Source organism: Paenibacillus sp. JNUCC 35, assembly GCF_058269095.1.
Genome location: NZ_CM177771.1, coordinates 3,994,699 through 4,013,501, shown reverse-complemented (window position 1 = coordinate 4,013,501; position 18,803 = coordinate 3,994,699). Strand labels below are relative to the sequence as shown.

Sequence of the window (18,803 nt, the reverse complement as noted above, 5' to 3'; positions counted from 1 at the left end):
ACTATACAAGAGGGGGATGGGTTGAAGCATATGGCGGGTAAACAGATCCCCGGCTCCGAAGACATCTACTTGTTCCATGAAGGAACTTCTTATCACAGTTATCGCCTATTCGGGGCACACGCAGAGAAAAGGGGTAAGACAACGGCCGTACGCTTTACCGTTTGGGCGCCTCATGCCCGTGAAGTGCGCGTCGTCGGCGATTTTAACGAATGGAACGGAGAAAACCACCGCATGGAGACCGTGCCGGAATCGGGTGGCATCTGGACGCTTGCGGTTCCCGGTCTGGCGGAAGGCTCCCTATACAAATATGAAATCCACACACCGGACGGCCGGATCATCCTGAAAGCCGATCCTTATGCCGTTTATTCGGAGCTGCGCCCGGGAACCGCTTCCCGCTTTTATAATTTGGACGGGTACAAGTGGGGAGACCAGAACTGGCGGCGCCAGCGAGCCCGCAAACCGGCATACGATCAGCCTTTAAACATTTACGAAGTCCATCTCGGAACCTGGAAGAAGAAAAGCCGCGAAGAGGACGAACTCCTCTCCTACAGCGAGCTTGCGGACGAACTTGTCGCCTACGTTCTCGAAATGGGGTATACCCATATCGAGCTGCTTCCGCTTGCGGAGCATCCTTTCGACCGTTCCTGGGGCTATCAGGCGACGGGCTATTTTTCGGTGACGAGCCGGTTCGGCGAACCGAGAGACTTTATGTATTTCGTGGATAGGTGTCACCAGGCGGGCATCGGCGTCATCATGGACTGGGTGCCGGGTCATTTCTGCAAAGACGCCCACGGCCTGCGCCAGTTTGACGGACAACCGCTCTATGAACCGGATGAGCCCAATCTGGCCGAAAAGCCGGAATGGGGGACGCTGGCCTTTGATTTTAACAAGCCGGAGGTTCACAGCTTCCTTATTTCCAACGCGATGTTCTGGATGGACAACTATCACATTGACGGCATAAGGGTCGATGCGGTAGCGAGCATGCTGTATCTGAACTTCGGCAAGCCGCAGTCCATGTGGGTCACGAACGAGCACGGAGGGGACGAGAATCCGGCCGCGATCCGGTTTTTGAAGAAATTAAACACCGTCGTCTTCGGCTCCTATCCGAACGCCTTGATGATGGCCGAGGATTCCACCGATTGGCCTCAAGTCACGGCGCCTGTCGATGCGGGCGGGCTCGGCTTTAATTACAAGTGGAACATGGGCTGGATGAACGACATGCTGAACTATATGAAAATGGATCCGATACACCGGAAACATCATCATAATCTGATCACGTTCTCGTTTATGTACGCGTTCAACGAAAATTTCGTGCTGCCGCTTTCGCATGACGAAGTTGTGCATGGCAAGCGGTCCATTCTGCATAAAATGCCGGGGGATTACTGGCAGAAGTTTGCCAACACCCGCGTGCTTTACGGTTATATGTCCGGTCATCCGGGGAAAAAACTTCTGTTCATGGGCGGCGAATTCGCCCAGTTCGACGAATGGAAGGACTTGGAGGATCTGGACTGGTTTTTGCTGGACTATGAGCTGCACGGCAAAATGCAGACCTATGTCCGGGCCTTGAACCGCTTCTACCTGGAGCAGCCTGCCTTATGGCAGAACGATCACGGCCACGACGGGTTCCGGTGGATTTCGCCCGACGATTCCAGCCAGAGCGTCGTCGCTTTTATCCGCAAAGGCAAGAAGGCCAAGGACGATCTCATCGTCGTGTGCAACTTTACGCCGGTCGTCCATCCGGATTACCGGATCGGCGTTCCCGGACCGGGGACGTATGCCGAAATCTTCAACAGCGACGACGAAGCTTACGGCGGGTCGGGCCAGGCCAACCGGCAGCCGCTTGCGAGCGAAGCGGTGCCGCTGCACGGTTTTGACTACAGCTTGTCGCTTCGTGTACCTCCGCTTGCCGCAGTTTATCTGAAACGATCACAAGTCGAACGTACCTCGCGACGAAAGGGGAAATCGAAAGATGCGAAGTAAAGAATGTATTGCCATGCTGCTTGCCGGAGGAGAGGGAAGACGACTCGGCGTGCTGACGCAGCAGCTGGCGAAACCGGCCGTTCATTTCGGCGGAAAGTACCGCATTATCGATTTCACGCTCAGCAACTGCACGAACTCGGGCATCGACACGGTAGGGGTGCTCACCCAGTACCAGCCTCTCGTGCTTAACTCTTATATCGGCATTGGCGGGGCTTGGGATCTGGACCGAAAAAACGGAGGCGTAACGGTGCTGCCTCCTTTTATGGAGCAGGGCGGCGGCGACTGGTATCAGGGGACGGCGAACGCGATTTACCGCAATATCGGGTTTATCGACCGCTATGAGCCGGAGTACGTGCTGATCATCTCGGGGGACCACATCTATAAAATGGATTACGACCGGCTGCTCACTTATCACAAAACGAAGGGTGCGGACGCCACGATCGCGGTGATCGAGGTCAAGTGGGAAGAGGCGTCGCGTTTCGGCCTTCTAAGCGTAAACGAAGAAAGCGAAATTACGGAGTTCGCGGAAAAACCGAAAGAACCCAAAAGCAACCTCGCTTCCATGGGCGTGTATATGTTTACCTGGAAGGCGCTTAAAAAATATCTGATCCAGGATAACGAAAATCCGATCTCCAGCAAAGATTTCGGGAAGGACATCATTCCGACCATGCTGGAAGAAGGGGCGAACCTCGTAGCGTACCCGTTTCAGGGCTACTGGAAGGATGTCGGCACCATTCAGAGCTTGTGGGAAGCGAATATGGACCTGCTGGACGATCCGACCCAGCTGAACCTGAACGATAAATCGTGGCGCATCTATTCCGTGACGCCTTATCAGCCTGCCCAGTTTGTTTCGGACGGGGCCAAAGTTCGCCGTTCACTCGTGAACGAAGGCTGCTCCGTGTTCGGGGATGTGGACCACTCCGTCCTGTTCTACGGCGTCCATATCGGCGAGGGCAGCGTCATCCGGGATTCCGTCATTATGCCGGGAGCGAGAATCGGCAGCAATGTCACCATCCGCAAAGCGATCATCGGGGAAAATACGATCGTGGACGACGGGGCGACCGTAGGAGACGGGGAAGAGATCGTGCTGATCGGCGGAGGAGAACACATACGGGCCACTACGGAGTCGAAAGGATGAGGATAGCATGAAGCATGTAATGGGCGTTATCAATCTGGTGAACGAGCCGGACGATCTGGAAGAGCTTACGCTTCACCGCTGTGCGGGCTCGGTTCCGTTCGGAGGCCGTTACCGGCTGATCGATTTTGTTTTATCCAACATGGTGAATTCCTCGATCGGCAACGTGGCTGTGTTTACCCAGCACAAGTACCGTTCCCTGATGGACCATCTGGGTTCCGGCAAGGAATGGGACCTCGACCGCAAGAGAGGCGGCCTGTTCGTGCTGCCGTCCGTCCAGGACGATCCGGCGGGCATGTCGCGCGGAGATTTGTTCCAATTCTATTCCCACCGCGATTATTTCTACCGGGGCCGGGAAGAACTGGTCATCATCGGACGCAGCCATATGGTATGCAACATTAATTTCGAAGACGCCGTCCGCTACCATGAAGATATGAGAGCGGATGTTACCGTCATTTATAAAGAGGCGGAAGAGGAATACTCCGGAAGCTACCGCCGCCTTGCGGTACGTCCGGACGGCAGAGTGACGGTCATAGAGGACCAGACCGGACGTCTGCGTACGGATAACGTGTCCATGGAAATGTATATCATGAGCAAATCGCTCCTTCTGGACATGGTGGAGACTTGCCTGGCGCAGGGCTACGATCATCTGGTCCGGGACGGAATCATGAAGAACGTCGACAAGCTGAACGTGATCGGCTACCGCCATGACGGCTATCTCGGAATCGTGAATTCGATTCAGGGCTACTACCGGCACAGCATGGAACTGCTGGACCCGTCGGTGCTGCGGGAGTTGTTCTTCCGCAAGGATCTCATCTACACCAAGGTAAAGGACGAACCGCCTGCCCGTTACGAGGCTAACGCGAGCGTGCGCAATTCCCTGATCGCCAACGGCTGCGTCATTGAAGGCAAGGTCGATAACAGCATCTTGTCGCGGGGTGTAAAAATCAGCAAGGGGGCTGTCGTGAAAAACAGCATTATCCTGCAGAACTGCTCCATTGAAGAAAATGTCGTGATCGAGAACGCCATTCTCGACAAGGATGTGTTCATCAGCCGCGGGCGTGTATTGACCGGGGATGTTCGGGCACCGTTCATCGCGGCGAAAATGAAAGTCATCTAAAACGGATTCCGACAATCAAAAGCCGTAACCGGACGCCGCCGAGCGGTTCCGGTTTGGCTTTTTCAAATAGACCTTAGAAGAAACTCAGAAGACGGGAGTGGAGACGTACATGAACATTTTGTTTGCGGCTTCGGAAGCGGCGCCTTTCGCCAAGACGGGCGGATTGGGTGATGTAATCGGGTCCCTGCCCAAGGAACTTAAACGCAACGGAGCGGATGTCCGGGTCATTCTGCCCAAATATGACGAGATTCCTCAAATATTCAAAGACAAGATGGAGACGGCGAACCTCGTTACGTTCCGCGTAAATCTGGGCTGGCGCTCGCAGTACTGCGGCATACAAACCCTGGAACACGAAGGCGTCACGTTTTATTTCGTGGACAACGAGTTTTATTTCCGCAGAAGCGGGCATTACGGATACGGCGACGATGCCGAAAGATTCGCGTTTTACTGCCGGGCGGTAATCGACTCGCTTCCGCATATCGGCTTCAAGCCCGATGTGATTCACTGTCACGACTGGCAGGCGGGGATGATTCCGGTTTTGCTTAGAGCGCAGTACAGCCCGTACTATCCGTTCTATGAAGATATCAAAACGGTCATTACGATACACAATCTGCGCTACCAGGGGCTTTTCTCCAAAGAGACGATGATGGATCTGTTCGGCCTGGACGCGGGCTATTTCAACGGGGATCAGCTCGAAATGTACGACGGCGGCAGCTTCCTGAAAGGCGGACTGCTGTATTCCGACCGCATTACGGCGGTTAGCCCGACTTATGCGGAGGAGATCCGCACGCCGTTCTTCGGCGAGCATATGGACAGCCTGCTGCGCTACCGCAGCGAGGCGACCGTGGGCATCGTCAACGGGATCGACTACGATCTCTTTAATCCGATGACTGATTCCCATCTGGCTGTCACGTACCGGGACTCCTTGTCCAAAAAGCGGCTGAATAAAACGCACCTTCAGCAGCGGCTGGGGCTGCCGGTCCGCGACGACGTGCCGGTTATATCGCTGGTGACCCGGCTGGTGCAGCAGAAGGGGATCGATTTGATCCGTCACGTGCTGCCGGAGCTGCTGTCCCTGGATGCCCAATGGGTGATCGTGGGAACCGGAGATCACGAATACGAGCGGCTGTTCCGCGAGGCGGCGGCCCGGCATCCCGACAAGCTGGCTGCGTACATCGCTTTCGACGACGGGCTTGCCCGTCAGGTATACGCCGGCTCGGACCTCTTCCTGATGCCGTCGCTCTTCGAGCCCTGCGGAATCGGTCAGCTCATCGCGATGCGCTACCGCACGGTGCCGATCGTCCGCGAGACGGGCGGCTTGAAGGATACGGTGCAGCCTTACAATGAGTTTACCGGTGAAGGCACGGGCTTCAGCTTCAACTCGTACAACGCTCACGATATGCTGCATACGGTCAGACGTGCGGTGCACTTCTATCTTCATGACCAGGATGCCTGGCGCAACCTGATGGCGAACATCAAGAAGACCGATTTCAGCTGGAAAAAATCGGCCCTGCAGTACAAGTCGCTGTACCAGGAGCTCATCGGGGAGGCGGCGGACGCGTCCAAAGAGCGCCAGAGAGCCTGGCAGGAAGCGGAGCGGCGGCGCGGTGAACAGGAAGCTCAGCTCCGGGTGGCTGCGGCTCATGCGGCTCAGCTGAGGGAAGCGGCTCCGGCCGCGGCGAGCGGCCGGACCTCCGTCGGACCGAAGTCCGCTGCCGTCAGCGAGGCGGGAGAAGACGACGGCGGCGGGGCCCCCGGAGGCAAAGTCTGGTGGAAAGAGAGCGTCGTCTACCAGATTTATCCGCGCAGTTTTAAAGACAGCAACGGAGACGGAATCGGGGATATTCCGGGCATCATCTCGAAACTGGATTACTTGAAGGAGCTCGGCGTCGACGTGATCTGGCTGTCTCCGGTTTATCAATCCCCCAATGACGACAACGGCTACGATATCAGCGATTACCGCGGGATTATGGACGATTTCGGAACGATGGCGGATTGGGAGAAGCTGCTCGCGGAAGTGCACGGCCGGGGCATGAAGCTTATTATGGATCTCGTCGTTAACCATTCGTCGGACGAGCATGCCTGGTTCCTGGAATCCCGCTCCTCCAAAGAGAATCCCTACCGGGATTATTACATTTGGAGGCCCGGCCGTGACGGACAGGAGCCGAACAACTGGACGAGCATCTTCAGCGGTCCCGCGTGGGAGTATGACGAGCAAACCGGAGAGTATTACCTCCATTTGTTCAGCCGCAAGCAGCCGGATTTAAACTGGGAGAACCCCAAGGTGCGCGAGGAAATCTACGACATGATGACGTGGTGGCTGGACAAGGGAATCGACGGGTTCCGCATGGACGTCATCAACATGATCTCCAAGACGGAGGGACTTCCAAGCGCGGGCGGCGACCGGTATGCATGGGGCGGGGATTATTTTATGAACGGCCCGAGGGTGCATGAGTTTTTGCGGGAAATGAACGAGAAGGTGCTTTCCCGTTACGATATCATGACGGTCGGCGAAACACCGGGTGTAACCCCAGATGACGCGGCCCGTTATGCGAATGCGGACGGCACCGAGCTGAACATGGTGTTCCAGTTCGAGCATATGGAGCTGGACAGCGGCCGGGGCGGCAAATGGGACCCGTGCGCCTGGAAGCTGAAGGATCTGAAAGCGACGATCGGCCGCTGGCAGACGGGGCTGCACGGACGCGCGTGGAACAGCTTGTACCTGAACAACCATGACCAGCCGAGAATGGTGTCCCGGTTCGGCAATGACCGCGAATACCGCGTGGAGTCGGCCAAAATGCTGGCGACTTTCCTTCATACGCTGGAGGGAACGCCTTACATTTATCAGGGCGAGGAGCTCGGCATGACGAACGTGCACTTCAAAGGGATTGAGGATTGCCGGGACGTTGAGACGCTGAACATGTACCGGGAGCGCGTCACCGAAGGCGGCGGCAATCACGACGAGGTTATGAACGCGATCCGCATCAAAGGGCGGGATAACGCCAGGACTCCGATGCAGTGGAGTACGGAGGAAAACGCAGGCTTTACGACCGGAACGCCGTGGCTACACGTGAATCCGAACTATACGGAGATTAACGCGGAAGCGGCCTTGGCCGACACGGACTCTATTTTTCATTATTATAGTAAGCTGATCGCGCTTCGCAAAATTCACCCGGTGATCGTGTACGGCAGCTATGAGATCGTGGCCGAGGAAGACGAGCGCATTTACGCGTATACCCGCACGCTCGGAAACGACAGGCTGTTCGTACTGCTCAACTTTACCGGAGAAACGGCTTCCTTCGCGAGCCCGTACCCGCTTCTGGCCGGGGGCGGCGGTGAGCTGCTTATCGCCAACTACCCCGTCGGGGAAGGAAGCGAGACGAGCGGTCTGGACGCGGAACTCCAGCTTCGTCCCTTTGAAGCCAGGGTCTATCTGCTGAAGGCCGTTTAATCGGTCCCCTGCTTGGATACGAAAACCCGAAAGCCGTTCCCGCATCCTGTTGAAAGCATCTGAGGCCACGGCGGTTTCAGGTGCTTTTTAACAAAAAAAAGGTGGAGCGGATTCGCATACGTCGCAAGTTCCGTCGAGCGCAATCGCGCCGGTTAAGGCTGTCTCAAGCTGCGCCGTCCGTGAAGAACGAACGGGTTGTGGCGCACGGGGCATCCGGCCATTGTCAAGATTCTTAAGAATGTTCGGGATAAATATTCGTTGAAGGAGGAGGAAAACCCGTTGAAAAAGTGGTTGATGTCTGGTGCGGCTTTCCTGCTGCTCGCAAACTCCGCCTCCATTCTGGCCCCAGTCCGGGCGAAGGCTATGGTAGTAAACGTTCCGTGGGACGTGACGCTGATCCAGGAGACGACTATGTACGAAGACGAAGCGTTCACCAAGCCTGCGGGCAGCCTGGCTCCTCTTCAGACCGTCCATATTACGAAGAGAGACAGCCAGTGGAACATGGCGGATAACAGGGAAGAGAAGGGATATCTCATTGAAACGTGGCAGGGGGAGAAATGGATCAAAGCCGATCCGGAAACGCTCATTCCCGGCAAGTACAAGGCCGAAACCGCGACGATCACTCTGGTAGATAAGCAGGAGCTGTACGACGAGCCTCTTCAGGAAGCGGCCAGCGGAACGGTCATATCTCCGCAGCAGGTAACGGTCACGGGAACGATCGAATGGGATGGAGCGGACTTCGGCCCTCCCCGGACGATAAAATTTTACCGCATCCAGACATGGCTGGGAGACAAGTGGATCTACGACAGCTTTTATAAGGAAGCCGTTCAGGAAAAAGCGGTCTCCACGACCGTCGACCTTTTCCAAGATACGGACAGCTTCGAGCTGCCTCACACGGGGCTAGTCAAAACGGGAACGCTGAAAACCGGGAGGTACCCGGTGACGGCCGTATGGGAGCTTCCGCCTACGCTCGGCGACGGCAGCCCGACCTGGTATAAAGTTTCCCTCCCGGAAGGGGATCGTTGGATTTTACCCGAGGGCGAGCTGGCGGGTGTTCGGGAAACGACGGGCAAGGCGGAACTTCCGACCGGCGGCAAAGGGTTCGCGAAGCCGACTTATTACGACGACGAAAATTATGCGGAAGTCGCGCCGGGCAGCTACGACGCATTCGAAACGTGGAAGGACGGAGAGCTGGAGTGGGTGCACATCCGGACGGAGTCCGCAGCGTTATGGGTCAATCCCGGGCTGGCGCTCAAAGTGCGGCCTGCCGGCATTATTCCGACGGACGAAGAAATTCCGCTGACCTCGCGTTCGGCAACGTACAAGTACCCGGATTGGAGCCGTATCCACAATATGAAGGGCTTTTTTGCCCCGCAGACCGTCAAAGCTTTCGAAAAGTGGCTGTCTCCCGAAGGGATCGCCTGGTATCATGTTCACGGTACCTGGGACGATTGGTGGATTCCGGAGAATGATGCCGAAGAACCCGCCGAACAGCCGGCAGAGCCGGAAATGATTTCAGCGGTATCCGGGTAAAGCGGACCATAACGTTCATTTTTATTTATAGAACCGACATGCTAAAATGGACATACTTGCGAGACGACACCTGATAGCCCGGTGCTCGTCTTTTTTTACGAGATCAACGAAACAAGGAGGGACGTCAGCATGAGCGCCAAATGGCTGGAATGGGCCAAGCAGATACAAGCCATCTCGCAAATCGGGCTGGCCTACAGCAAGGACGTGTACGATCTGGAGCGGTATGAGATGCTCCGGGATTTGAGCCTGGAGATTATGAGCGAGTATACGGACCTTCATCAGGAGAAAATCCGGGACCTTTTCGCGAACGAAACAGGGTACGCCACTCCGAAAGTGGACATCCGCGCGGTCGTTTTCCGGGAGGGTAAGCTCGTACTTGTGCGGGAAAAGCTGGACGGGTTCTGGGCGCTGCCGGGAGGCTGGGCGGATATCGGACTGTCGCCTTCGGAAGTGGCCGTGAAGGAGGTCAAAGAGGAGGCCGGGCTGGAAGTGAAAGCGGACAGGCTGCTGGCCGTATTCGATAAAAAATTCCACGAACATCCGGAATCCCCGTATCATGTGTACAAATTTTTTGTGCTCTGCACCATTACCGGGGGCGAGATCCAAGGAGGGCTCGAAACGAGCGAGGCGGCTTTTTTCGGAAAAGAGGAGCTGCCCGAGCTGTCGGCGGAGAGAAACACGGTGGCCCAACTGCTTACCATGTTCGAGATGGCCCAGAACCCCGGCAGACCGGTTTTGCTGGATTAAGGTCCCTGCGGGAACATTGTGAAGGGCCAAACCGGCGGAGCGGCATCAGGGTGGGAGCGGACTTGACCGGGTTCGGGAAGCGGGGTGGTTCAATCCTGTGAACAAAAAGCTAGCGATCGTTTTAATGGGGGCGGCATTTCTTGCCGGATTTATGCCTTTTGTCGCGGTCAAGACGAATTGGTTACAACCTGCAGCGGTTCAAGCCAACGCGGACATTCTGGATATCGAAAAGAACAGGGAGCATTAGACGGGACGAGCTTTCCGGGTCATGCAAGAGAGCGCTGATGTCTACTCCGGAATAATGCCGTTTATGACGGGCAGGGGATGTTTTTATACACGGAAAAGCAGCCGTAAATCATACGGCTGCTTTTTTAGTACGCGCAGGGGCTTCCTGCCGGCCGCTGTCGGAGCTTGGCGGGCTGCAATTGTATCTTCAAGAAGTCAATGCCAATCCTGTTTCTTTTCGTTGAAAGCATGGGTTAGGTTGAATGTCTTTTACGTTATTTCAGGATCGTTCTACTAGCTTCCCTGGTCCCAGGCGGGGCCCAACGCTTTTTCGTCGTTTCGGATTACGAACTTCCGTTAGGCCAAGCAGGCCTGGTTGGCGACTTATTTCCTAAAATGACGCATTCCCGTCCGTTCGCCTCTATTCTTACTGGGCCGTTAAAATCAGCGGTCCGTCCGGCGTGACTGCGATCGTATGCTCATATTGCGCCGACAACTTGCCGTCGGCCGTTCTCGCCGTCCACTGATCGTCGTCGATCGTGATACGGAACGTACCTTCGTTGAGCATCGGTTCAATCGTAAACACCATGCCTTCCTTTAACCGAATGCCTTTGCCGGCTACGCCGATATGCTCGTAGCTCGGCTCCTCGTGCAGGCTCCGCCCGATTCCGTGCGCCAGCAGATCGCGTACGACCGAAAACCCGTTCGCTTCCGCATGTTGTTGAATCGCCGACGTTATGTCGCCGAGCCGGCCTCCGGGGATTGCCCGGGCGATGCCCAGATCCAAGCATTCCTTTGTCACCTTCATTAATTTTTGCGCCTCCGGCCGGATATTGCCCACCGCATAGCAATGGCACGAATCGCCGAACCACCCCCCGTATTCCACGACGATGTCGAGCTTCAGCAAGTCGCCGTCCATAAGCGCCCGGTTCGAAGGAATGCCGTGGGCCACCACATCGTTGACCGAAGTGCAGGTTTCGGCGGGGAAACCGTTGTACCCTTTCGTAAACTGCTTGCCGCCCAGCTTGGTGATGTGTCTGGCAACAAAGTCATTGATTTCCCGGGTGGTGATCCCAGGTTCGATCAGTTTGGCCACCTCGCGGTAGCAGTCCGCAACGATTTGGCTCGCCGGCTTCATCTCTTCAATTTCCCTAGGTGATTTTAAAATGATCATCTTTGTTTATTCGCTCCTTATCCATTCTATAAGTTTAAAAACCGGGCGATATCCCTGGCCTCCTCGTGCAGCTTTCCGCGGCGAAGCGAGAGCGAGGCGCAGCCGACCAAGGCGGCCAGCAGCATTTCCGCGCGCTGCATCCGATACGGCGGCTCCGCCGCGTTTCCGCCGGAAGCGGCAGCCCCGTCCGCCGCACGCCCGGTTTCCAGCAGTGCGGCAAAAGGCGCGAGCACCTCCCGGCGAAAGGCGGCCGTGAGCGGGGCCGAGCGCGCTTCAGGCAGCGAGGTAAAGCCCTCACCGGCCAGCTTATACAGCAGGTACAGGGCGTGGTCCTCCGCCCAAAGCTGCAGCAGCCGGACGCCGGCGGCGGCGGCGGGGCCAAGCTCTGCGGCAGCGGCCGTTTCGCGGCTTCCGCTTCGGGAATCCGCGGCAGCCGAGTTCCCGGTGTCCGCCGCAGCAGCCAAGCCGAAATGCCCGCCCGCCGGCGCCTCCCCCGAAGCCGAAGTGCGCGGGACCTCCAGTTGAGTCTCCAGCAGGACCTCTAGCGGGGCCTCCAGCCATCCCCCGGCCCGCTCCAACGCGTCCCATAGCAGATCGTGGAGCAAATCGCCCTTATTGCTGTAATAATGGTATACCGTGCCGTAGCCGAGTCCCGCCTGCGCGGCCACATCGCGGATTTCCAGTAAAGGCCCTTTATTCAAAAACACATCGGCAGCGGCTTTCCGGATTTGCGCCAGACGCCGCCGCCGGATCTCTTCGTTTTGTTCCTTCGTGCGTGGAGTCATCTCGTCCGGTCACCTCTTTTATTTTTGACCTACTCTTATGTCAATATAAAACATCGGCTTGCGAATAACAAGAGATTAGCCGGAGGATTTCCGGCTCAACCTAAGTATGTCCCGGCAACCCGGAACAAAAATTTACAGATGACCTCACATGTTTTTGGAACTTCGGCGAAAACTAACAAGGAAGGAAGGCCAGGATCTGAAAGGATTAAAAAAGACCGAAAAAGTCAAGCGGGGTGAAAAACCGGAATGGGAAAAGGAAAACGGCGTGTCTTTTTGCTCCTTGCCGTCTGGGGAATCTTACTTCGTCCCGAAGCGGCATACATGCAGCAAGCTGTAGAGGCCGGAGACCACGGGAGCGTTGTACTTTCCGTACAGACGACGCCGGATGCGGTTTACCGGAGCGAAACCGGGGTTACGCTGAGCGTGCGCAAACTTTTCGGCCAAAGCGTACGCAGAAAGGCGGAATCCTTCCCGTATACGGATACGTTTATGAAGGTGAGGGAAGCAGGCGGAGAACGCATCTACCCGGTCAGCGCTATGGGAGAGTTCTACGATTCATTGGGGCACGAAGTGATCCGGCCGGGCGAGGCGCTTAGAGGGGAACTTGTGAAGCAAATCAAGGTTCTCCACCGCAAGCATTACGGAGAGCTCATTTCCTGGAACGACGCGCAGAAAGCCGTCCCCCGTCAGGCCAAATTCGAGGTGCTTGATCTGGAAACCGGACTTGCGTTCCGGGTTCAGCGCAGAGCGGGGCGCCAGCATGCGGACGTTCAACCGCTTACGAAGAAGGATACGGCGGTCATGAAGTCGATCTACGGGGGCAAATGGAGCTGGAACCGCAGGGCTGTTCTCGTCCGTTACGACGGGCACAGCTATGCCGCTTCCATGAACGGAATGCCGCATGGGGGGGACGGCATCCCGGAGAACGGGTTCAGCGGGCATTCCTGCATCCATTTTGTGGGCAGCACGACCCACAAATCCCGGTCCAAAGACACCGCTCACCAGTTTATGGCTCACAGAGCCGCAGGCAAGGCGAGCGGTTTTGTCGGGAAGGCTTCACCTCAGGAGCTGGCCGATCTGGTTGTCACGGCTTTTGACCAGCACGATGACGCGATGCTGGAGCTTCTCGGCCGTCCGCATAACCGGGAACGGCTGGAAGAGCTGAAGAAAGACAGCCGGTCTTTCGTATCCGTGCGCAGATTGACGGAATGGAAGCCGGAAGAAGCGCGTAAAGCGGAACAGGAGTATGGTTTTGAACTTCCGGTTGAACTTGCTTTCGAAGAAGCGGGGAAACGTCCGCGCAAAGCGATTTGCCGCTTCGCTTTCACCCGAGCTTCTTTGTACGATCCATGGGAACTGACACAGTTCGAATACCCGGAGCCCGGCCGTCCGGGGAAGCGTACCGAAGACGGAAGGAAAAGCCGGTAAAAAAATGAATGCGGGCGCGGGGATCAACATGAACAAAGGACAAACGTTTTTGAAGTTAATGGGAATCGCGCTGACCGTTGTATGCCTGCTGAATGTTCTGTTGCCGGGAAAAGCCGCGGTAGAAGGCGCACCGGTTCCGGGAGGCGGGACGGAACCCTCTATTCCTATCGTTGCGGACCAGGGGCCTTATTCAATCGAGGTGTACCCTCTCCGTCACAAGCTTGTCGTATTCAAAGACAAGAAACATTTCAAGACATACCCGGTTGCGGTCGGAAACTTGTCAACCCCTACGCCGGTCGGCGAATATCAGGTGATTTATAAAGGGAAAGACTGGGGGCCTTCTTTCGGACCGCGCTGGCTGGGCCTGAATGTTCCGTGGGGAGCGTACGGCATCCATGGAACGAACAAGCCGTACTCCATCGGCAGGCATTTAAGCCACGGCTGCATCCGGATGAGAAACCGGGACGTGGAGGAGCTTTACGACCTGATTCCGGTGGGTACGAAGGTGACCATCGCGGGGCACGTTCTGGGCGATCCCGGCCATGAGCCGAGGAAGCTTGCCCAAGGAGATATCGGGGCGGATGTCCAGCTCATCCAGAACCGGCTGACAAGCGCCGGCTATTACAGCGGAGTCTGCAACGGGAAGTTTCTGGCTTCGACGGCCGAAGCGGTGCGGAGGTTCCAGCGGGACCACGGACTGAGAGCGGATGGCGTCGTGTCCGTGAGCGTCTATGAAAAGCTCGGCCTGATGGAATAAAAGAGAAACCTCCAACCGGTCAGGATTGGAGGTTTCTCTTTTATTCGGCGGTCATCCCGGATAGGGATTACCCGGCTTCCTGGCCGTCTCCTTCGTCCATAAAATGGCGGAGCTCCCGCAGCCGGATCGTAAACCGGAATTCCGTCCCCACACTCCGGCCGGGAACGGCCCAAATCCGGCCCTGCATGAGCATAACGAGCTTTCGGCAGATGGCGAGCCCCAAGCCCGTCCCCTCATATTTACGGTTCGATGCCCCGTCGAGCTGGGTGAAAGGCTGAAACAGCCGGTCCAGCTTGCTGCAGTCGATACCTATACCGGTATCGCTGACGGCGAATTCGAGGAGGCATCCTTCATCGCCGCGTTCCGAGAGCCGGACTTCGAGAGAGATAAGGCCCTGATCCGTAAATTTAACGGCGTTGCCGATTAAGTTTACGAGAATCTGGCGGACACGGCCGTAATCGCCGACGAGAATTTCCGGCACACCCGGGTCTATGGACGTGTCCATGGCGAGCTCCTTGTTGCGGATAATAATCGCAAAGAAATCGAGGCATTCTTGGATAAGCTCGCGAAGTTGAAACGGCTCCTGGTGAAGTGAAATGCGTCCGGCTTCCATTTTGGACAGCTCCAGAATATCGTTGATGACCCTCAGGAGCGCTTGCGAGCTTTTGGCTTGAAGCGCCAGCAGCTCCTGATCGTCCGGGGACTCCGCGGACTCCGCCAGCAGCTGGTTAATCCCGATAATGCCGGTCAGCGGCGTCCGGATCTCGTGGCTCATCGTGTCGAGGAACTCGCTTTTCGTTTTGACAGCGCTTTCAGCCAAGTCCTTGGCTTTCCGCAGTTCTTGCTCGACCACGATCCTGTCGGTTATATCTTTGGATACGAAATAGACGAGAAGCTGCCGGTTGTGTTCGAGCGGAAAAACCGAGGCCCGATGATATTTTCGCGCTCCCTGCTTCGTGCGGATGGACAATTCGATTTTCGAAGGCTTTCCTTGAGCCGCCTCCGCGAGGGCGGTCATGACTTTCAATTTCTCGTCCCGAGAGTAAAGAAGATCGTGCAGGTAGATGACCATAAGCTCCGCTTGCGTGTAGCCCGTATTGGCGAACACGGACGGATTCGCGCTGACGATCATCTTTTTGACGGGATCCATGCAGACGACAAGATCGGGACTATGCTCGAACAGAGCGGTATATCTCTGCTCGTTGAACCGTGAGGCGGTAAGCACGTTCTGCCGGTCGCGGTACAGGACGAGCACAACCCAGAAAAGCACGCAGCAGACCGTACAACCGACAAGAACCGTCAGCAGCGTATGGCCTATAATCGAGCTGCTTGTAAGAGAAAGCTCGTGGTCGGACGGCGTAAAAGAAGCCCCTGCCATCGCGGTGTAATGCATGCCGGCAATGAGGCCTCCAACCAGCAGGCCGCCCCCGGTTTTCCAGGGCGAAAGCAGGTTGTAAGCGGGCAGCTCGCGTGCATAGATCGCCAGAGCGAGCATAAGATACGAGGCGAGCAGGGCCAGCACGATCGAAACGATCAGACTGCCCGGCGCCTGGTGATACACGGCCGGTATTTTCATGGCGAGAATGCCGGAGAAGTGCATGGAAACGAAGGCGAGCCCGGCCAGCAGGCCGACGGCTGTGAAAAATCGTTTTCCGAGTTTCCGTTCCGGGGCCAGGATTAGCAGCGACAGGAAAACCGCGAGAATGGGCAGCATTAAAGAGACGGCGAGCAAAGGCAGATGATAATGGACTTCGAAAGGGAGCTTCAAGGCCAGCATGCCCAAGAAGTGCATGGACCAGACGCCCAAGCCCGTTACGACAGCGGTCAGCAGCATTTTACGGAAAGAGCGGTCGCCGCGCAGCAGGCGGTCTGCCATGTCCAGCGCGGTACAGGAGGTCGTCATGGACATCAGGATCGAGAGAATGACCAGCAGCGCATCATAATTCCCAGCTTCATGTTGCATTCGCATGTCTCCTATAACTAGTATTCCTGTACCTCCCATAGTAAAGGATGCAAGGGTGGGAAGTCTACCTGAAATCGCTTATTTTTCGACTAATCCTTACATAAAAAAGCATAAAATTAGAAATTTTAAGAGAAAATAAACCGTTTTCATCAAAAGAAACTTGATTATATCAAGAAGTGCTTGATCTCTTGGAACAGAAATTTTATTTTGATCCCCGCAAAATTCCTTGGTAGACTGTAGGAAATCTTCACGATTTAAATCATCTGGAGGCAAAAACAATCATGTCCATCCGTGCCCGCCTACTTGCTTCTTTCACTTTGCTGCTCGTCGCCACGGTGCTGCTTTTCACGGCGGCCGCTTTTATCGTAACGACAGCCGTAACGGGGGATGTGAGGGGCATATCTTCTTTTTACAACGTCCATCTCCGATTGAAGCCGCTTACGCCCGAACAGGAGACGCTTTTTCTCGATCTTAAGCATCTTGCCAAAACGAAGCCGGAGGAACTGCTTGTACCGGACATCTACAAAGAATACGATTTTCAGCTGAAGGTCGCCAAGGCTTTCCTTCTGATCCGCAAAGGGTCCGGCAGCGCGTTTATTTCACCGGCTCTGGCGGAAAACCAACCCGAAGCCGTCCTGCCTCCGTACGAAGCGGAAAACGTGCACATGAGAAGCACTTTGCAGACGGGGAAAAACTTTTTCGGCTACGCCAAATACGACTTCCGGTTTGCGGATGGCGAACAGGGAAGGCTGTTCGTGTTCCGGGAGGTCAGCCCGTTCGCCGTTCTGATGAGCAAGCTGCTGCCTTTGTTCGTGTCGGTTTTGTTTCTGCTGCTCGTCGGCTCGAACATCTACATCTATCTGTTCCTCACCAGGCGGATGATCCGGCCGCTCAACCTGCTGCGCGCTTCGGCGGCGCGTATCCAGCGGGGAGACTTGCGGTTCCGGATTCAACCGGGCGACGACGAGATCGGGCAGGTTTCCGCGGCTTTCGAGGAAATGAGGGGGAAGCTTCAGGAATCCGAGGAGATGCAGAAGCAGTACGAAAGCAACCGCAAGGAGCTTATCGCCAACATCTCGCACGATTTGAAAACGCCCTTGTCCGCCATACGCGGCTATGTGGAAGGAATCCGGGACGGGGTGGCGGATACGCCCGACAAACTGGAAAGTTATGTGGATATCATTTACAGCAAAGCGGAGGAGATGGATCATCTCATAGAGGAGCTGTTTCTTTATTCCCGGCTGGATCTCAATAAAGTTCCGTTTGCCCTGCAGGAAGTGGATCTGACGCGTTTTGTCGCGGACGTGGTGTATGAACTGCGTTTCGAGCTGGAAAAAGAAGGCGTCGGACTGGAAACCGGCGGACACTCTCCGGGTCCTTTGTACGTACGGATAGACCCCATGCACATGAAGAGGGTTGTGAACAACGTAGTCGGAAACAGCCTCAAGTTCATGGAGCGGCCGCAAAAAACGATCGCTTTCGATCTCCGGCGGGACGGGGCAGCGGCCGTGCTTGAAATAACCGACACCGGTCCCGGGATCGATCCCGCGGCGCTGCCTCATGTATTTGACCGGTTTTACCGGGCCGAGACGTCCCGCAGCCGGGAGTCGGGGGGCCAGGGACTGGGGCTCGCCATCGCCAAACAGATTGTCGACAACCACGGGGGAAGCATCTGCGCGGAGAATGCCTCGGACAGCGCGTCTACGCGACATCCGCAGACAGGCACGCGCATTGTAATCCGGCTCCCGCTGCTGAAAGGAAATCACACCGATGAAAAAAATTCTGATCATTGAAGACGAGGCGACGATCGCCCAATTGCACCGGGATTATTTGAACTTGCACGGATTTCAGGTCGAGATTTCAACCCGGGGGGACGACGGGCTGCACAAGGCGCTTACGGAAGGCTTCGATCTGATCGTCCTGGATCTGATGCTTCCCGGAAAAGACGGCTTCGAAGTATGTCGTCAAATCCGTACGGCCATGGAAGTTCCCATTCTCATCGTATCCGCCCGGAAAGACGAGTTCGATAAAATACGCGGACTGGGCATGGGCGCCGACGATTACATGACGAAGCCGTTCAGTCCGGGCGAGCTGGTTGCGCGCGTGAAGGCGCATTTAACGCGTTATGAACGGCTGGTGGGGCTGAAGGAGACGGCGCCGGGAGAAATCCGCATCCGTGAGCTGGCCATTGAACCGGAATCCCGCCGGGTTTACACCCGGGGGAAAGAAGTGCCGCTTCCGGCCAGGGAGTTCGATCTCCTGCTATTTCTCGCCCGGCACCCCAACCGGGTTTTCCGCAAGGAGGAAATTTTCGAAAAAATATGGGGCATGGATTCGATGGGGGACATCGCGACGGTAACCGTGCATGTTCGACGTATCCGTGAGAAAATCGAGGCCGATCCTTCCGCGCCGGAATATATCGAGACGATTTGGGGAGTCGGCTACCGGTTTTCGGGCTGACGGGAAGAGCTGTTTAGAAAAAGTTTCGAATTTGTTTCCGGGCCG

At 56.1% G+C, this 18,803-nt stretch carries 14 protein-coding genes and 1 pseudogene; 12 read left to right on the top strand and 3 right to left on the bottom strand.

The window, feature by feature from the left end; translation table 11 throughout:
* Positions 1–30 precede the first annotated feature (30 nt).
* The 8 genes and pseudogenes from glgB (at position 31) to AC2TF6_RS17875 (ending at position 10,213) form a co-directional block, all read left to right on the top strand.
* Positions 31–1,980 carry a 1,4-alpha-glucan branching protein GlgB gene (gene glgB / locus AC2TF6_RS17910; RefSeq protein WP_491311684.1) on the top strand — a complete coding sequence of 650 codons (1,950 nt, stop codon included), beginning with the start codon at positions 31–33 and terminating at the stop codon, positions 1,978–1,980.
* Positions 1,970–3,118 (top strand): glucose-1-phosphate adenylyltransferase, encoded by a 1,149-nt coding sequence (locus tag AC2TF6_RS17905; protein ID WP_491307911.1) that lies wholly within the window; start codon positions 1,970–1,972, stop codon positions 3,116–3,118. Before glgB ends, AC2TF6_RS17905 begins: the two co-directional genes overlap by 11 nt.
* A 7-nt stretch (positions 3,119–3,125) precedes the next feature.
* Positions 3,126–4,235 (top strand): glucose-1-phosphate adenylyltransferase subunit GlgD, encoded by a 1,110-nt coding sequence (gene glgD / locus AC2TF6_RS17900; protein ID WP_491307910.1) that lies wholly within the window; start codon positions 3,126–3,128, stop codon positions 4,233–4,235.
* A 109-nt stretch (positions 4,236–4,344) separates the two neighbouring features.
* Positions 4,345–5,718 (top strand): annotated as a pseudogene (gene glgA / locus AC2TF6_RS17895) (glycogen synthase GlgA); the annotation flags it as partial.
* A 312-nt stretch (positions 5,719–6,030) separates the two neighbouring features.
* Positions 6,031–7,686 (top strand): glycoside hydrolase family 13 protein, encoded by a 1,656-nt coding sequence (locus tag AC2TF6_RS17890; protein WP_491311683.1) that lies wholly within the window; start codon positions 6,031–6,033, stop codon positions 7,684–7,686.
* A 279-nt stretch (positions 7,687–7,965) separates the two neighbouring features.
* On the top strand, positions 7,966–9,219 hold the full coding sequence (locus AC2TF6_RS17885) for a hypothetical protein (RefSeq protein WP_491307909.1): 1,254 nt from the start codon (positions 7,966–7,968) through the stop codon (positions 9,217–9,219).
* Positions 9,220–9,348: 129 nt separating this feature from the next.
* On the top strand, positions 9,349–9,966 hold the full coding sequence (locus tag AC2TF6_RS17880; RefSeq protein WP_491307908.1) for an NUDIX hydrolase: 618 nt from the start codon (positions 9,349–9,351) through the stop codon (positions 9,964–9,966).
* Between the two features lie 97 nt (positions 9,967–10,063).
* Positions 10,064–10,213: a hypothetical protein gene (locus AC2TF6_RS17875; protein ID WP_491307907.1), complete on the top strand. Its 150-nt coding sequence runs from the start codon at positions 10,064–10,066 to the stop codon at positions 10,211–10,213.
* A gap of 405 nt (positions 10,214–10,618) precedes the next feature.
* Here AC2TF6_RS17875 and map read toward each other — a convergent pair whose 3' ends face one another.
* Positions 10,619–11,365 (bottom strand): type I methionyl aminopeptidase, encoded by a 747-nt coding sequence (map, locus tag AC2TF6_RS17870; protein ID WP_491307906.1) that lies wholly within the window; start codon positions 11,363–11,365, stop codon positions 10,619–10,621.
* 26 nt (positions 11,366–11,391) lie between these two features.
* Positions 11,392–12,150: a TetR/AcrR family transcriptional regulator gene (locus tag AC2TF6_RS17865; protein WP_491307905.1), complete on the bottom strand. Its 759-nt coding sequence runs from the start codon at positions 12,148–12,150 to the stop codon at positions 11,392–11,394.
* 246 nt (positions 12,151–12,396) lie between these two features.
* Here AC2TF6_RS17865 and AC2TF6_RS17860 point away from each other — a divergent pair, with 246 nt between their 5' ends.
* Both AC2TF6_RS17860 and AC2TF6_RS17855 read left to right on the top strand, forming a co-directional pair.
* A complete protein-coding gene (locus AC2TF6_RS17860) occupies positions 12,397–13,578 on the top strand; it encodes a hypothetical protein (RefSeq protein WP_491307904.1) in 1,182 nt (393 codons plus the stop codon).
* Positions 13,579–13,582: 4 nt separating this feature from the next.
* Positions 13,583–14,335, top strand: coding sequence for a L,D-transpeptidase family protein (locus AC2TF6_RS17855; RefSeq protein ID WP_491307903.1), 753 nt, complete (start codon positions 13,583–13,585; stop codon positions 14,333–14,335).
* A 67-nt stretch (positions 14,336–14,402) separates the two neighbouring features.
* On the opposite strand, the gene AC2TF6_RS17850 is transcribed toward AC2TF6_RS17855, so the two are convergent.
* Positions 14,403–16,298, bottom strand: a complete 1,896-nt coding sequence (locus AC2TF6_RS17850; RefSeq protein WP_491307902.1) for a sensor histidine kinase — start codon at positions 16,296–16,298, stop codon at positions 14,403–14,405.
* Between the two features lie 281 nt (positions 16,299–16,579).
* Here AC2TF6_RS17850 and AC2TF6_RS17845 point away from each other — a divergent pair, with 281 nt between their 5' ends.
* Positions 16,580–18,091, top strand: a complete 1,512-nt coding sequence (locus AC2TF6_RS17845) for a sensor histidine kinase (protein WP_491307901.1) — start codon at positions 16,580–16,582, stop codon at positions 18,089–18,091.
* The gene (locus AC2TF6_RS17840; protein ID WP_491307900.1) at positions 18,069–18,758 is read left to right on the top strand and encodes a response regulator transcription factor; all 690 of its coding nucleotides are present in this window, start codon (positions 18,069–18,071) and stop codon (positions 18,756–18,758) included. Before AC2TF6_RS17845 ends, AC2TF6_RS17840 begins: the two co-directional genes overlap by 23 nt.
* Positions 18,759–18,803 lie beyond the last annotated feature (45 nt).

Bases quoted from the DNA above. Each gene is read 5' to 3' on its own strand.
- glgB (WP_491311684.1), top strand. From the start codon at position 31: ATGGCGGGTAAACAGATCCCCGGCTCCGAAGACATCTACTTGTTCCAT.
- AC2TF6_RS17905 (WP_491307911.1), top strand. From the start codon at position 1,970: ATGCGAAGTAAAGAATGTATTGCCATGCTGCTTGCCGGAGGAGAGGGA.
- glgD (WP_491307910.1), top strand. From the start codon at position 3,126: ATGAAGCATGTAATGGGCGTTATCAATCTGGTGAACGAGCCGGACGAT.
- AC2TF6_RS17880 (WP_491307908.1), top strand. From the start codon at position 9,349: ATGAGCGCCAAATGGCTGGAATGGGCCAAGCAGATACAAGCCATCTCG.
- map (WP_491307906.1), bottom strand. From the start codon at position 11,365: ATGATCATTTTAAAATCACCTAGGGAAATTGAAGAGATGAAGCCGGCG.
- AC2TF6_RS17865 (WP_491307905.1), bottom strand. From the start codon at position 12,150: ATGACTCCACGCACGAAGGAACAAAACGAAGAGATCCGGCGGCGGCGT.
- AC2TF6_RS17860 (WP_491307904.1), top strand. From the start codon at position 12,397: ATGGGAAAAGGAAAACGGCGTGTCTTTTTGCTCCTTGCCGTCTGGGGA.
- AC2TF6_RS17855 (WP_491307903.1), top strand. From the start codon at position 13,583: ATGAATGCGGGCGCGGGGATCAACATGAACAAAGGACAAACGTTTTTG.
- AC2TF6_RS17850 (WP_491307902.1), bottom strand. From the start codon at position 16,298: ATGCAACATGAAGCTGGGAATTATGATGCGCTGCTGGTCATTCTCTCG.
- AC2TF6_RS17845 (WP_491307901.1), top strand. From the start codon at position 16,580: ATGTCCATCCGTGCCCGCCTACTTGCTTCTTTCACTTTGCTGCTCGTC.
- AC2TF6_RS17840 (WP_491307900.1), top strand. From the start codon at position 18,069: ATGAAAAAAATTCTGATCATTGAAGACGAGGCGACGATCGCCCAATTG.